Origin of the sequence: Intestinibacillus sp. NTUH-41-i26 (assembly GCF_032769475.1) — a bacterium.
GTDB classification, from domain to species: domain Bacteria; phylum Bacillota; class Clostridia; order Oscillospirales; family Butyricicoccaceae; genus Agathobaculum; species Agathobaculum ammoniilyticum.
The window spans coordinates 548657-563415 of record NZ_CP136477.1; the positions used below are offsets into that span (position 1 = coordinate 548657).

Below are 14759 nucleotides of genomic sequence, written 5' to 3' on the forward strand. Positions count from 1 at the left end.
GCCATGCGCGTGAGCGGAAAGACCGTAGTTCTGTGCGTGACCGGCGGCATCGCGGCGTATAAGGCCGCCGACCTGACCAGCAAGCTGCGGCAGGCCGGCGCGCAGGTGCGCGTGCTGATGACCGAGTCGGCCACGCAGTTTATCGCTCCCATGACGTTTGAAACCCTGTCCGGCTACCGGACGGTCGTGGATACGTTCGATCGCAGCTTCGCGTGGGAGGTCGAGCATATCTCGCTGGCCAAGGCGGCGGATGTGTTTGTGATCGCGCCCGCGACCGCAAACGTCATTGCCAAGGCCGCGCACGGCATCGCGGATGATATGGTGACGACGACGCTTCTGGCGACCCGCGCGCCGGTCGTGGTAGCGCCCGCAATGAATACGGGCATGTACGATAATCCGGTCACGCAGCAGAACCTGCGGACGCTGCGCGAACGGGGCTTCCATATCATCGATCCGGCGGCGGGCCATCTCGCCTGTGGCGACACCGGCCGCGGCAAGCTGCCGGACACGCCCGCGCTGCTCTGGGGCATTGAAAAAGCGCTCACCCCGCAGGATCTCGCGGGGCGGCTCGTGCTGGTCACCGCTGGACCGACGCAGGAGGCGATGGATCCGGTTCGTTTCCTGTCCAACCACTCCACGGGCAAGATGGGCTACGCGGTAGCGGCGCGCGCGGCGCTGCGCGGCGCGGAGACAACGCTGGTTTCCGGACCGACCGCGCTTGACACGCCGGCGGGCGTTCAGCGGGTGGATGTGGTTTCAGCGTGCGAAATGTACGACGCGGTCGTATCCCGCGCGGCGGAGCAGGATATGATCGTCAAGGCGGCCGCGGTGGGGGATTATCGCCCCGCGGAGACCGCGGCGGAAAAGCTCAAGAAGGGCGAGGGGGAGCTGACGCTCGCGTTGGCGCGCAATCCGGACATCCTGGCCGAGCTGGGGCGTAAAAAGCGCCCCGGGCAGTTGCTCTGCGGCTTCGCGATGGAAACCCAGAGCCTGTTGGAGAACGCCGCGGAGAAGCTGCGGCGGAAAAACTGCGATATGTTGGTGGCCAACTCCCTGCGCGACGCGGGTGCGGGCTTCGGCACGGATACCAACGTCGCGACGCTCCTGTTTGCGGATGGGCGGCGCGAGACCCCGCCTCTGATGAGCAAGGAAGCGCTCGCGGACGTGATTTTGGACCGGCTGCTCGCGATGCGGCAGGCGCGGGCGTGATCGCCCGCCGCGGGGATGGGATGCGTGTCCCCGCATGGCGGATATCAGGCGCATAAGGAGGCGTATCCATTGGCGGAAAAAATCTGCGCGGTCGCCGTGGATGCGGCGACCTATGCGATCGACAAGCTATATTCCTACCGTGTGCCGGACGAGCTGCGGGAACAGGTGCGGATTGGCACCCGTGTTCTCGTGCCGTTCGGCTTTGGCAATAAACGGGCGGAAGCGGTCGTACTCGCGTTCCGGAAGGACGACGGCGGGCATCCGCTCAAGCCCGTGGTGGAGGTGCTGGACGACGCGCCGGTGCTGGACGCGCGGCAGCTCAAGCTGGCCGCGTGGATGCGTGAGCGGCTGTACTGCACCTATTTCGACTGTGTGCGCGTCATGCTGCCCGCCGGGCTGTGGTTCAAGCGGAACGAAACCTACACGCTTGCGCCGGATGCCGACCTTGCCGCGCTGCGGGCGCGCGAAGGCGAGGCGGGCGCGGTGCTCGCGCTGTTCGACCGGCCGGGGCAGACGCTTGCGGCCTCGGATATCCGGCAGCGGCTGGGCGGCAGAAGCATGACCCGTGTGCTGGACGCGCTGGCAGGCGAGGGCGTGCTGACCTATCGCAGCAATACCGCCCAGCGGTCGGGCGATAAGACCGAACGGATGCTTTCCCTGGACGTGGAGGCCGGCGCTGCGGCGGCTCGGATCGGCCGGCGTAGCCCCGCGCGGCTGGATGTGGTGTCCATCCTTGCGGATGGCGGCTGGATGAGCTGGAAAGAGCTTTGCTACATGACGGGCGTATCCGACGCCGCGCTGCGCGATATGGTCAAAAAAGGGCTGCTGCGTATGCGGCACGAGGAGCGGCTGCGCGCGCCGGATTTTTCCGAGGTGCCGAAAGCCGCGCCGCCGGTGCTAAGCACGCAGCAGCAGCAGGCGTTCGACGGGCTTGCCGCGCTTCTGGACGAAAGGACGCCGCGCGCCGCGCTGCTGTTCGGCGTAACGGGGAGCGGCAAGACGCAGGTTTACCTGAAGCTGATTGCCAGAGCGCTGGGGCAGGGACGCGGCGCGATCGTGCTGGTGCCTGAAATCGGGCTGACGCCGCAGGTATTGCGCCAGTTTGCGGCTCAGTTCGGGGATGAGGTTGCGGTGCTGCATTCCGCGCTTTCGGTCGGAGAGCGGTACGACAGCTTCAAAAAGATACAGTCCGGCCGCGCGCGCGTGGTGATCGGCACGCGGTCGGCGGTGTTCGCGCCGGTGAAAGACCTCGGCATCCTGATTATCGACGAGGAGCAGGACGGGGCGTACCGGTCCGAGCAGTCCCCGCGCTACCACGCGCGGGACGTAGCCAAGTACCGCGCCGCGCAGGAGAACGCGCTGCTCGTATTCGGCTCCGCGACCCCGTCGGTCGAGACCTATTACGGCTCCCAGCAGGGGAAATATCCGGTGTTTACACTCAGCGAGCGGTTCCTCGGCGCGGGGCTGCCGGATGTGCTGATCGCCGATATGCGCGGCCTGGCCCGAGAGGGACGGGAGGGCGTGATCGGTCCGCAGTTGGAAAGCGAGCTGATCGGCGCGCTCGGGCGGGGAAAGCAGGCGATCCTGTTCCTCAACCGGCGCGGCAACAGCCGCGTGATCGGCTGCGCGATCTGCGGCTGGGTTCCGGAATGCCCGTCCTGTTCAACCAGCATGACCTATCATTCGGCCTCCGGACGGGCGATGTGTCATTACTGCGGGGCGTCGGTCAGGATCACCGGAAGGTGTCCGGCCTGCGGCGGGGAAAGCCTGTTTACCGAAACGCCCGGCACGCAGAAAGTTGAGCAGGAGCTGCATGAGAAATTCCCAGCCGCGCGCGTGCTGCGTATGGACGCGGACACCATGCACACCAAGGGCGCACATGAAAAGCTGCTTGCGCAGTTCGCCAAGGGCGAGGCGGATATCCTGCTCGGCACCCAGATGGTGACCAAGGGGCTGGATTTTGAAAACGTCACGCTGGTCGGCGTGCTGGACGCGGACCAGAGCCTGTATGCGCAGGATTACCGCGCGCGTGAGCGCACGTTTTCGCTCATCACGCAGGTGGTGGGGCGCGCGGGACGGCGGTTCGATACCGGAAAGGCGGTCATTCAGACTTACAGCCCCACGCATCCGGTCATCCTGGCTGCAGCGCGGCAGGATTATGAGGCGTTTTTCGAGCGCGAGCTGGAAACCCGCCAGGCGCTGCGGTGTCCGCCGGTATGCGACCTGACCGTGCTGACCGCGGCGGGTGAGGTCGAGCAGCAGGTGTTGAAAAGCCTGCTCGCCCTCAAGGCCCGCCTGCAAAGCCTGATGGAAGGGCAGTACGCAGATGTAAAGGCACCGGTGCTGGGGCCGGCGGCGGCGCAGGTGGTGCGGGTGATGGGGCGCTACCGCTATCACCTGACCATGCGCGCGAGGAACACCGCGCGGTGGCGCTCGCTGATCGCGGGCGTGCTGCGCGAATTCCTGCTTGACAGCAAAAACCGCGGCGTGACCGTGTTTGCGGATGAAAATCCGGACTTGTAGCACGCCGCGCAGGAGAGAAACGATTATGGAACAACAATGGACCATCCGGCTGTCAGCGCCACAGGACGCGGCCGCGCTGCTGGATATTTACACGCCGTACATCACGGATACGGCCGTAACCTTTGAATATGACGTACCCACGGCGGAGGAATTCGCCGCGCGGGTACGGGAGATATCCGCCTGGTACCCCTATCTGGTGTGCGAGCGGGCGGGGGAAATCGCGGGCTATGCCTATGCGCACCGCCTGCGCGAGCGGGCGGCATACGACTGGGCCGCCGAACTGTCCGTATATCTGGCGCGCGGGATGCAGGGGAAAGGGCTGGGTACTATGCTGTACCGCTGCCTGATCGAGCTGCTTGGGCTGCAGCATTTGCGCGGCCTGTACGGCTGCGTCACGCTGCCGAATGAAAAAAGCGAGCGGCTGCACAGAAAGCTTGGCTTTGTGGACGCGGGGATATGGCGCGCGTCGGGCTGGAAGGCTGGCACATGGCATGATGTCGGCTGGTTTGAAAAGCGTCTCGGCGGCGCGGGCGCGCCCGAACCGGTGATCGCTTTCCCGTTGCTGGACGAAAAGAAGATACAGGAATGTTTGCAACGCTACACGGAAATGCTGAATATGGAGGAATGAAACGCTATGGCACTTCGTAAAATTCTGACGCAGGGCGACGAGCAGCTTTTGAAGCGCAGCCGCAAGGTGGAAAAGTTCGACGCGCGCCTGCATACCCTGATCGACGATATGCGCGAAACGCTCGAGAATTCGGGCGGCGTGGGGCTGGCTGCGCCGCAGGTCGGCGTGCTGCGCCGCGTGGTCGTGCTGCTGGACGTGAACCAGGAGCCGGAAGAGATGGTCGAGCTGGTCAACCCCGAGGTGGTTGAGCAGAGCGGCGAGCAGCGCATCGTGGAGGGCTGCCTGTCCGTGCCGGGCGTGTACGGCTACGTCACCCGCCCGACCTGGGCCAGGATCCGCGCGCAGGACCGCGACGGCAACTGGTTCGAGCGCGAGGGCGAGGGCATCGTTGCCCAGTGCTTCTGCCATGAGACCGAGCATCTGGACGGACATCTGTTCACCGAAAAGGTGGAGGAGTATGTGGACATCGAGGAGCTGCAGCGCGAAGACGGGGAAGAGGGCGAGCCGGAATGAGGCTTGTGTTTATGGGCACGCCGGATTTCGCCGTGCCGAGCCTGCGTGCATTGCTCGACGCGGGGCATGAGGTGTGCGCGGTGTATACCCAGCCGGATAAGCCGCAGGGCCGCAGGCAGGTACTGACCGCGCCGCCGGTCAAGGAGCTGGCGCTCGCGCGCGGTATTCCGGTCTGCCAGCCCGCGACGCTGAAAAACGAGGACGAGCAGGAACGGCTGCGCGCGCTCGCGCCGGAGGCGGTCATCGTGGTGGCGTACGGCAAGCTGCTGCCGCGGGCAGTGCTGGACATCCCGCCGCGCGGGTGCATCAACGTACACGGCTCGCTGCTGCCGCGCTGGCGCGGTGCGGCGCCTATCCAGTGGTCGGTCATCGCGGGCGACGAAAAGGCCGGTGTGACCACCATGCAGATGGCCGAGGGGCTGGATACCGGCGGTATGCTGCTGACCTATGAGACACCGATCGGCGCGCGGGAGACCGCGGGCGAGCTGTTCGACCGGCTGGCACAGGCGGGCGCGGCGCTGCTGATCGAGACGCTGGAGCGGCTGGACCGTATCACACCCGTCCCGCAGGACGACAGCCGAAGCTGCTATGCGCATATGCTGGATAAGCAGATGGCGGTGATCGACTGGACCAAGCCCGCGCGCGCCGTGGACTGCCTGATCCGCGGGCTCAACCCCTGGCCGGTCGCGCTGACCACGCTCGCGGGCGCGCGGCTCAAGGTATACGCCGCCGAGCCGGTTTCCGGACACGGCCGGCCGGGCGAGGTGCTGGAAAGCGACCCGAAAAAGGGCCTCACCGTTGCGTGTGGCGAGGGCGCGCTCCGGCTGACCGAGATCCAGCCCGTTGGCGGCAAACGCATGGGATGCGCGGATTTCCTGCGCGGTCATGCGGTGGAGAAGGGAAACTTTTTAGGCAGATAAAGGAGTAGCTATGCCTTATTATGGTTTTTACGGGATTGATATGTATTATATCGTGCTGGTCGTACCCTGCATCATCCTGGCATTCTGGGCGCAGGCCAGGGTAAAGAGCACGTTTAACCGGTATTCGCAGGTGCTTAACCGCCGCGGCTTGACCGGCGCGCAGGCGGCCGAGGCTGTGCTACGCCAGAACGGCGTGACCGGCGTGCGCGTCGAATGGGTGGCGGGCAAGCTGACCGACCATTTTGACCCGCGCACCAACACCATCCGTCTGTCGAACGCGGTGTATTCCTCCACCTCGGTCGCGTCGGTCGGCGTGGCCGCGCACGAGGCAGGGCATGCGGTGCAGTACGCGGTCGGATATTTCCCCATCCGTCTGCGCGCGGCCATTATTCCAGTGACGCAGTTCGGCTCAATGGCCGCGTTCCCGCTGATTATTCTGGGGCTGTTTATGAATTCGGGCATTCTGATCGACCTCGGCATCTGGGCGTTCGCGCTGTCGACCGTGTTCCAGCTGGTGACCCTGCCGGTTGAGGTCAACGCGTCCAACCGCGCGCTCGCCGCGATCGAGCAGGGCGGCTTGCTGACCGAGGACGAGTATCCGATGGCAAAGAAGACGCTGACCGCCGCCGCAATGACCTATTTCGCGGCGCTCGCCGTATCGTTCGCGCAGCTGTTGCGCCTGCTGCTGATTTTCGGGGGACGGAACCGCCATGATTGATAAGCGTCCGCGCACCCCGCGCGAGGCTGCAGCATTTTCCCTGTTTTCCATGCAGGAGGAGGGCGCGTGGTCGGACGGGGCGCTGCACCACTACCTCGCCCGCGCGGGGCTGGCCGGCCGAGACGCGGCGCTGGCCGCGCGGCTCACCTACGGCACGGTGCAGAACGAGCTGCTGCTCGACTGGTACCTGCGGCAGTTTTCCAGCGTGCGGCTGAAAAAGATCGCGCCGCGCGTGCTGGCCTGCCTGCGCATGGGTCTGTACCAGCTCATCCTGTTGGACAAGATCCCCGCGCACGCGGCGGTATCCGAAACGGTCGCGCTGGTGCGGCGGTACTGCCGTGCGAACGAACGCACGACGTCGTTTGTCAACGCGGTGCTGCGCCGTGCGGCGCAGGTCGCGGAAGCCGGCGCGCTGCCGGCGCCCGACTGTCCGGATAAGGAGAGCTATTACGCGCTGCGGTACAGCCATCCTGAATGGCTGGTACGGCTGTGGTCGGCGCAGTTCGGCCTGAAGACAGCCGAGGCGCTCTGCCGTGCGGACAACGCGGACACGCCGGTTTCCGTACGTGTCAACACGATGAAAACCACGCCAGGGGCAGCCCGCCGCGAGCTGGAAGCGGCGGGGCTGACGGTTACGCCGCACCGCGACTTTCCGGAGATCCTGCTGTGTACCGGCGGGGATGCGGCCGCGCTGCCCGCGTTCGCCGAGGGGCGTATCACCGTACAGGACGCGGCGAGCGCGTTAGCGGCCGCGGTGGCCGATCCCCAGCCGGGGGACGCCGTACTCGACTGCTGCGCCGCGCCGGGCGGCAAAAGCTTTGTCATGGCCGAACGCATGTGGGGTAAGGGCAGCGTCATATCCTGCGATATTTATGAACATAAGCTCAAGCGCATCCGGGCGGGTGCGGCGCGGCTCGGACTGCCGAACATCCGCACCACCCTGCAGGACGCCGCCGCGCCGCGCGCGGACTGGGTCGGCACGGCGGATGTGGTGCTGTGCGACGTGCCGTGCTCCGGTTTCGGCATCATCCGCAAAAAGCCCGAGATCCGCTATAAGGATCCGGCTGGACTGGAGGAGCTTCCCGCTTTGCAGGCGGCGATTTTACAGAACTGCGCGCGGTATGTGCGGCAGGGCGGCACGCTGGTCTATTCCACCTGCACGATCCTGCGGCGCGAAAACGAGGACGTGGTGCGCGCCTTTTTGGAGCACAACGCGGATTTCGCCGCTGTTCCGTGGGCGCATCCGGTGTGCGGCGCGCGGGAGGACGGGATGGCGACTTTGCTGCCGCCCGTACATGATACCGACGGCTTTTTCATTGCCAAGCTGAGGAGAAACACATGACAGAAATCAAATCCCTGACAATCGAAGAGCTGAAAAACGCGCTGGCGGACATGGGCGAGAAGCCCTTCCGCGCGGGACAGATCTTCAAATGGCTCCACCAGGGGGTAGAGTCCTTTGAAGAGATGTCCAACCTGTCCAAGGACCTGCGCGCGCGGCTGGCCGAGCGTTTCGTGTTGACCGTGCCGCAGGTCGTGCGCAGGCAGGTCAGCCAGGTGGACGGCACGGTCAAATACCTGTGGCGCCTGCGGGACGGGGACTGCGTGGAGTCCGTGCTCATGCACTATGAGCACGGCGTGTCCGTGTGCGTTTCCACGCAGGTCGGGTGCCGCATGGGGTGCCGGTTCTGCGCGTCCGGACTGAATGGGCTTAAGCGCCACCTGTCCGCGGGCGAGATCCTGGACGAGATTCTGTTCATGCAGAAGGACAGCGGCGAAGCGGTATCCAACATCGTGCTTATGGGTACGGGTGAGCCGCTGGACAATTACGACAATGTGCTCAGGTTCCTGCATTTGGTGAGCTGTCCGGAGGGGGTAAATATTGGACAGCGGCATATCTCCTTGTCAACCAGCGGAATTGCTGATAAAATAGAGAGGTTAGCAGGGGAGAAGCTGCAGATCACCCTGTCCGTGTCGCTGCACGCGCCGGACGACGAGACGCGCTCCTCCATTATGCCGGTGAACGAGGCGTATCCGGTCGAGCGGCTCATGCGCGCGTGCCGGTATTATTTCGATACCACCGGCCGCCGTATTTCCTATGAGTACATGATGGCGCGGGATATGACCGACCGCATCTGGCAGGCCGAAAAGCTGGCAAAGCTGCTGCGCGGCCGGCCGGCGCATGTCAACCTGATCCCGCTTAACGAGGTGGCCGAAAGCCCGCTGCGGCCTTCGCGGCCGGAGGTCGTGCGCCGCTTTCAGCAGGCGCTGGAAAACCGCGGCGTGACCGCGACCGTGAGGAGGCGGCTCGGTCCGGATATCGACGCGGCCTGCGGCCAGCTCCGGCGCAGGGAGCTTGGCCGGACAGCGGCGGACGGCGCAGAATAAACGGTTTGCCCGCAAAAGCGCGTCCCGTGCGGGGGCGCGGGGAACGGGGATGCGGATGAGGAGCGTGCGCATCCCCTGTAAACGGGGGCTGCGGCTCCCTGTCAAGACGCAGGAGGTGTTCTGTTGTGGAATGGTTCGGCTTGACCGATAAGGGGCGCGTGCGTCCGACCAACCAGGATATTTACCAGATCGAGGTGCGCGAGCCGAGCGAGTCCGCGCTGCTTGTGGTGTGCGACGGTATGGGCGGCGCGAACGCTGGCAACGTGGCGAGCCGCTTTGCCGCGCAGGTGTTCGTGGAGGAGGTGCGGCCCCAGTTGGATGGTGAGCTGGGGGAAAAAACGCGCCAGCAGGCGTTGACCGCGGCGCTCGACGCCGCAAACGGCACGGTGTTCGCCCTGGCGGGGCGGCAGCCCGAATTCCGCGGCATGGGTACGACGCTGGTCGCGGCGCTCGTCAAAGGGGAGCAGGCGACTATCCTCAACGTGGGGGACAGCCGCGCTTACCTGTTCGACGGGGAACGGCTGCGCCAGATCACCGAGGACCATTCCTATGTGGAGGAGATGCGCCGCCAGGGCCGTATCACCGAGGCGGATGCGCGCACCCATCCGCAGAAGAACCTGATCACCCGCGCGGTCGGCGTGGAACCGGACGTTGAGGGCGACCTGTTCGAGGTGCGCTTGAAGGAGGACGAGGTTCTGCTGCTTTGCTCGGACGGGCTGAGCGGCATGGCAGAGGACGCGCAGATCGCGCAGACCATCCGCAGCGCGAAAACGCTCGCGCTGGCGGGCGACGCGCTGCTGACCCTTGCGCTGGAAGGCGGCGGCCGCGACAATATCACCGTTGCGCTGTTCACCCGCGGCGCGGGAGAGGAGGCGTGACCGCATATGGATAAATACATCGGCAAACTGCTCGGCGGCCGGTACGAAATCATCGACGTGGTCGGCGTGGGCGGAATGGCGGTCGTCTACCGCGCGCGCTGCCATGTGCTCAACCGCTATGTGGCGGTCAAGATCCTCAAGGACGAATATGCCAGGGATCCGGATATCCGCAAGCGCTTTTCCATCGAGTCGCAGGCGGTCGCCAAGCTGTCGCACCACAATATTGTGTCGGTTTATGATGTCGGCAGCGACAACGGCACGGATTATATCGTCATGGAGCTGATGGAGGGCGTCACGCTCAAGGAATACCTGCAGAAAAAAGGGTATCTGCCTTGGCAGGAGGCGTTGTTTTTCGCGCAGCAGATCTGCCGCGCGCTGGTACACGCCCATTCCCGCGGCATCATCCATCAGGATATCAAGCCGCAGAACGTTATTATCCTGCGGGACGGCACCGCCAAGCTGACCGACTTCGGCATTGCCTCCTTTGCTACAACACAGGAGACCCGCGTCGTGCAGGAGGCCATCGGCTCGGTGCATTATATCTCGCCCGAACAGGCTAAGGGTTCCAAGATCGATTACCGGACGGATATCTACTCGCTCGGCGTCGTGATGTACGAAATGCTGACGGGCAAGCTGCCGTTTGAGGGCGAAACCGCGCTGCAGGTCGTTATGCAGCACCTGAACGCGGTGCCGCTTGCGCCGAGCGAGCGGCAGCCCGACGTTCCCAAGGGGCTGGACGAAGTCGTGATGCACGCGATGTGCGCGAATATCAGCAGGCGCTATACGTCGGCCGAAGAGCTTCTGGCCGACCTGGACCGACTGAAAGACGATGCGAACGCGCAGTTCCATTACAGCTGTGTGCCAGACGAGGCGGGCGAAACGCAGGTGCTGGGCCGCGAGGTGCAGCAGGCGGCGCGCCGCACGCCGGTATCGCCTGAGCGCGATCGGACAGGCGGGCGGGATCGCCGCGCACCGGCGCCCGAGCCGGAGCCGGAAGGCTTTTTCGAACGCTTGGCGGAGCGGCCGGGGCTGGCCGCGGGCATCGCGGTGGCTGTGTTTGCGGTGATCGCGCTGCTGGTGACGGGCATCCTGCTGTTCACGGGCGGCAACGGGGAGCAGAAGATCAGCGTTCCGGCGCTTGTGGGCCGTGATATCGAGGAGATCCTGGCGGATACCGAAGTGACCGGAAACTTCACGATCAAGGAAGCGGACAAGCGCGTTGCATCCAACCGGCCGGTGGGCGAGGTGCTGGAACAGGACCCGGGTACGGGCGAAAGCGCGGTCAAGGGTACGATCATTACCGTTACCGTATCCGCGGGCGGCGATAATGTGCAGAACACCTATAAGATCGTCGATTTCAAGGATAAAACGCTCGAATATGTGCAGGCCGCGCTGGCGGAGGAGGATATCACGCTCAAGACCGCCGAGGAGCCGTCGGACGAAGTGGAAAAGGGGAAGGTCACGCGAACCGACCCTGCCGCAGGGAAGGAGCTTGCGCGGGGCGCGACGCTGACCGTCTATATCAGCACCGGCAAGGAAGAAAAGGAGACGCAGGTACCCAACCTGTTCGGCATGACGCAGAGCGCGGCGCAGAAGGCGCTGGAGGAAAAGGGTCTCGCGCTCGGCTCGGTCAGTCCGGTTGAGAGCGATGCCGCGGCCGGCACGGTCATCTGGCAGTCCGTGGAAAAGGATTCCACGGTCAGCGAGGGTACCGTGGTCAACATCCAGCTCTCCAAGGGCAGGACGCAGACGCCCGAGGGGGAGCCGGATAAGCCGGACGATAATCCGGACAGCGGCGAAACGGACAACGGAAGCGAGCCCGAGCCGCAGGAGCCGCAGGTCGGCTACGCGAGCGTTTCGGTCGCGCTGCCGGACAACACGGATATGGCGCATGTGGTCATTTCGGTGGACGGTATGGTGCAGTACGACCAGACGCATGCGACCGATTCGGGCAGCGTGACCGTCCGCGTGAAAGGCACGCCGGGGCAGCATGAGGTCACGGTCAGCGTTGACGGAAACGCATCGACCTCCACCTACACGTTCAGTTGACAAAAGGGGCGTATTTTTTGATCGAAGGGATCATTCTCAAGGGCATCGGCGGTTTCTATTATGTGGATACGGCCGAAGGGCTGATCGAGTGCAAGGCGCGCGGCCGTTTCCGCAAGACGGTCGGCAAGCCGATCATTGGCGATCGGGTTATGCTGGAAATCCAGCCGGAGGATGGTACGGGCTACCTGACCGATATCCATCCGCGCAAAAACAGCCTAGTGCGTCCAGCGGTCGCAAACCTGGACCTGCTGGCGGTGGTCGCCTCCGCGGCCCCGCCGGTGACCGACCCGTTTTTGATCGATAAGGTAACGGCGATCGCGGTCCATAAGGGGATCGGTGCGCTGGTCGTCATCAACAAAACGGACGAGGACCCGGGGGACGATTTGTTCCGCATTTACGAAAAAAGCGGGATCGAAACGTTGCGCGTCAGCGCGCTGACCGGAGAGGGCATCGACCGCCTGAAGGACCGCATCCGCGGCAGGGTAGCGGCGTTCGCCGGCAACTCCGGCGTGGGCAAGTCCAGCGTGCTCAACCGGCTGGACAGCGGCTTTGGCGCAGAGGTGGGTGCAATCTCCGACCGTATCGGCAGGGGGCGGCATACGACCCGCCATGTCGAGCTGCACCCTGTGGAGGGTGGTGGCTATATCGCGGACACGCCCGGCTTTTCCTCGTTCGAGACTGGACAGATGGATCTGGTGCTGGCCGAGGATCTGCAGTACGCGTTTCCCGAGTTCGTGCCCTATTTGGGCCAGTGCAGGTTTACCGGCTGCGCGCATGTAAAGGAAAAGGGCTGCGCGGTGTGCGCGGCGGTCCAGGCGGGGGAGATCGCGGAGAGCCGGCATGAGAGCTATGTCAAACTCTATGAGGGTGTAAAGGATCTGAAAGAATGGGAGCTTTTGAAAGGCGGCACGCGCTGATTTTCGCGGCCGCGCCGGAAACCGAATACGGCTATATCCGCGCGTTCCTGAAGGAGCATCCGGACGCGCTGATCGCCTGCGCGGACGGCGGCCTGCGTCATGCCCGCGCGCTCGGCCTGCATCCGGACTTCATGATTTCGGACTGCGACTCCATGCCGGAGGTCGAGGGGGCCGAGGTTGTGCGCCTGCGTCCGGAAAAAGACGATACGGACACGCAGGGCTGTCTGCGCGAGGTGTTCCGCCGCGGCTGCACCGAGGCGACGCTGGTCTGCGCGACTGGCGGGCGCATCGACCATATGCTCGCCAACCTATCCCTGCTGGAGGAGGCGTATGCGATGGGTGGGCGCCTGACAGTGCTGGACCGGCAGAATCAAATCGTTTTGCATGAGGGCGGCTGTCAAAAATTCAAAATGCCGCCGGAGTACGCCTATTTTTCGCTGGTGCCGCTCGACGCGGTTTTGACCGGCGTAAGTATCGAAAACGCCAAGTATCCGCTGCGCGACGCGGTCGTCACGAGGGCGGGAATGGTCACGATATCCAACGAAGCAATCGCGGACAGCTTTTCGGTAACCATTCGAGAGGGGCGCTCGCTTGTGATCTTTTCGCGCGACTGGACGCGCGTTTTGTGAAAAATTCACACCAAAACCGCCGCTAGGGGCGGTTTTTTTATCCCTTTCGTTTTTGCAATTTTTTGATAGCATACTTGCAAAATGAAAAAAGGAAGCATATAATAAGGATTGTAGAGAGAAACGGGAACAGACTTGTAAGGGAGAGTGCTGTATCGTGGCATTGAAGCCGATTTCCAAAATCGCCGCCGGCGTGCAGGCGTCCACCACGCTTGCGATTGATTCGCTGTTCAAGCAGATGAAAGCAGAGGGGAAGGACGTCGTCGGCTTCGGCGCGGGCGAGCCGGATTTCCCGACGCCCGAGCATATCAAGCAGGCGGGCATCGATGCGATCGAAAACAACTTTACCAAATATACGCCGGCCGCAGGACTGATGCAGCTCCGCGAAGCGGCGAGCTACCGCCTGAAGGCGGACTTTGGGCTGGAATACGCGCCCAGCCAGATCGTGGTCGCGTCCGGCGCGAAGCATTCGGTCTATGTGGCGCTGATGACGCTGTGCGACCCGGGCGACGAGGTCGTGATCGCGGCGCCCTACTGGGTCAGCTATTCTGAGATGGTCAAGCAGGCGGGCGCGGTGCCTGTGATTGTCGCCGCGGGCGAGGCCGAGGATTTCAAGATCACGGCGGCGCAGCTCGACGCGGCGATCACCGACCGGACCAAGGTGTTTATGCTCAATTCGCCCTGCAACCCGACCGGCATGGTCTATACGCGCGCAGAGCTGGAGGCGATCGCCGAGGTATGCTGCCGCCGCAACGTCTATGTGATCGCGGACGAGATTTACTGCAACCTGGTCTATGACGATATCGAGTTCGTATCCTTTGCTTCGCTGGGCGAGGATGTCAAGGAGCGGACCATACTGGTTAACGGCGTGTCCAAGAGCTATGCCATGACCGGCTGGCGCATTGGCTACACGGCCTCCAATCCGGAGCTGGCCCGTGTGATGGGCAATTACCTAAGCCATTCCACCTCGGCGCCCTCCACGATCTCCCAGCACGCGGCGATCGTGGCGCTGCGCGGCCCGCAGGAGGATATGCAGGCCATGAAACGCGCGTTTGAGAAGCGTCGGGATCATCTGGTCGGGCGTATGAACCGCATCGCGGGTGTTTCCTGCATCAAGCCGCAGGGCGCGTTCTATGTGATGATGAACATGAAAAGCTTCATCGGCAAGTCCATGTACGGGAAAACGATTGGGAGCGCGGAGGATTTCGCGCATCTGTTCCTGGAAAAAGGGCTGGTGGCGACCGTGCCGTGTACGGCGTTCGCGGCGCCTGGCTTTGTCCGCTGGAGCTACGCGACTTCGCTGGCCGAGATCGACAAGGGGCTGGACCGGCTGGAACAGTTCATCCAAAACGCATAATGACAGGAAAAGGGAGGACGGATGTCCTCCCTTTTG

The 14759-nt window shown here is 63.9% G+C and carries 13 protein-coding genes; all 13 read left to right on the forward strand.

The genetic code is table 11. The annotated features are described in order from the left end of the window. Positions 1-3: 3 nt before the first annotated feature. The 13 genes from coaBC (at position 4) to RX717_RS02705 (ending at position 14723) form a co-directional block, all read left to right on the forward strand. Positions 4-1209, forward strand: coding sequence for a bifunctional phosphopantothenoylcysteine decarboxylase/phosphopantothenate--cysteine ligase CoaBC (gene coaBC / locus RX717_RS02645; RefSeq protein WP_107631035.1), 1206 nt, complete (start codon positions 4-6; stop codon positions 1207-1209). Positions 1210-1278: 69 nt separating this feature from the next. After that, positions 1279-3732: a replication restart helicase PriA gene (gene priA / locus RX717_RS02650; protein WP_242977846.1), complete on the forward strand. Its 2454-nt coding sequence runs from the start codon at positions 1279-1281 to the stop codon at positions 3730-3732. 25 nt (positions 3733-3757) lie between these two features. Beyond that, positions 3758-4360, forward strand: coding sequence for a GNAT family N-acetyltransferase (locus RX717_RS02655; protein WP_054326668.1), 603 nt, complete (start codon positions 3758-3760; stop codon positions 4358-4360). A gap of 6 nt (positions 4361-4366) precedes the next feature. Next, complete coding sequence (gene def, locus RX717_RS02660) at positions 4367-4873, forward strand: peptide deformylase (RefSeq protein ID WP_054326669.1); 507 nt, start codon at positions 4367-4369, stop codon at positions 4871-4873. Beyond that, entirely contained in the window at positions 4870-5793 is a 924-nt protein-coding gene (fmt, locus tag RX717_RS02665; protein WP_054326670.1) for a methionyl-tRNA formyltransferase, read from the forward strand. The genes def and fmt overlap by 4 nt, the downstream gene beginning before the upstream one ends. Positions 5794-5803: 10 nt before the next feature. Beyond that, positions 5804-6511, forward strand: coding sequence for a zinc metallopeptidase (locus RX717_RS02670; RefSeq protein WP_054326671.1), 708 nt, complete (start codon positions 5804-5806; stop codon positions 6509-6511). After that, positions 6504-7853 (forward strand): 16S rRNA (cytosine(967)-C(5))-methyltransferase RsmB, encoded by a 1350-nt coding sequence (rsmB, locus tag RX717_RS02675; RefSeq protein ID WP_107631033.1) that lies wholly within the window; start codon positions 6504-6506, stop codon positions 7851-7853. Before RX717_RS02670 ends, rsmB begins: the two co-directional genes overlap by 8 nt. After that, positions 7850-8896, forward strand: coding sequence for a 23S rRNA (adenine(2503)-C(2))-methyltransferase RlmN (rlmN, locus tag RX717_RS02680; RefSeq protein ID WP_054326673.1), 1047 nt, complete (start codon positions 7850-7852; stop codon positions 8894-8896). Before rsmB ends, rlmN begins: the two co-directional genes overlap by 4 nt. 125 nt (positions 8897-9021) lie before the next feature. After that, positions 9022-9774, forward strand: coding sequence for a Stp1/IreP family PP2C-type Ser/Thr phosphatase (locus tag RX717_RS02685; protein ID WP_054326674.1), 753 nt, complete (start codon positions 9022-9024; stop codon positions 9772-9774). A 6-nt stretch (positions 9775-9780) separates the two neighbouring features. Then, the gene (pknB, locus tag RX717_RS02690) at positions 9781-11823 is read left to right on the forward strand and encodes a Stk1 family PASTA domain-containing Ser/Thr kinase (RefSeq protein ID WP_107631032.1); all 2043 of its coding nucleotides are present in this window, start codon (positions 9781-9783) and stop codon (positions 11821-11823) included. Between the two features lie 17 nt (positions 11824-11840). Beyond that, a complete protein-coding gene (gene rsgA, locus RX717_RS02695; protein ID WP_242977844.1) occupies positions 11841-12740 on the forward strand; it encodes a ribosome small subunit-dependent GTPase A in 900 nt (299 codons plus the stop codon). Next, positions 12710-13369, forward strand: coding sequence for a thiamine diphosphokinase (locus RX717_RS02700; RefSeq protein WP_054326676.1), 660 nt, complete (start codon positions 12710-12712; stop codon positions 13367-13369). The genes rsgA and RX717_RS02700 overlap by 31 nt, the downstream gene beginning before the upstream one ends. A 160-nt stretch (positions 13370-13529) precedes the next feature. Then, complete coding sequence (locus RX717_RS02705; RefSeq protein ID WP_107632141.1) at positions 13530-14723, forward strand: pyridoxal phosphate-dependent aminotransferase; 1194 nt, start codon at positions 13530-13532, stop codon at positions 14721-14723. The last annotated feature ends 36 nt before the right edge of the window (positions 14724-14759 follow it).

Excerpts from the sequence above, each read along its gene's own strand:
- RX717_RS02655 (WP_054326668.1), top strand. The coding sequence starts at position 3,758 with ATGGAACAACAATGGACCATCCGGCTGTCAGCGCCACAGGACGCGGCC.
- rlmN (WP_054326673.1), top strand. The coding sequence starts at position 7,850 with ATGACAGAAATCAAATCCCTGACAATCGAAGAGCTGAAAAACGCGCTG.
- RX717_RS02670 (WP_054326671.1), top strand. The coding sequence starts at position 5,804 with ATGCCTTATTATGGTTTTTACGGGATTGATATGTATTATATCGTGCTG.
- def (WP_054326669.1), top strand. The coding sequence starts at position 4,367 with ATGGCACTTCGTAAAATTCTGACGCAGGGCGACGAGCAGCTTTTGAAG.
- RX717_RS02700 (WP_054326676.1), top strand. The coding sequence starts at position 12,710 with ATGGGAGCTTTTGAAAGGCGGCACGCGCTGATTTTCGCGGCCGCGCCG.
- fmt (WP_054326670.1), top strand. The coding sequence starts at position 4,870 with ATGAGGCTTGTGTTTATGGGCACGCCGGATTTCGCCGTGCCGAGCCTG.
- pknB (WP_107631032.1), top strand. The coding sequence starts at position 9,781 with ATGGATAAATACATCGGCAAACTGCTCGGCGGCCGGTACGAAATCATC.
- coaBC (WP_107631035.1), top strand. The coding sequence starts at position 4 with ATGCGCGTGAGCGGAAAGACCGTAGTTCTGTGCGTGACCGGCGGCATC.
- rsmB (WP_107631033.1), top strand. The coding sequence starts at position 6,504 with ATGATTGATAAGCGTCCGCGCACCCCGCGCGAGGCTGCAGCATTTTCC.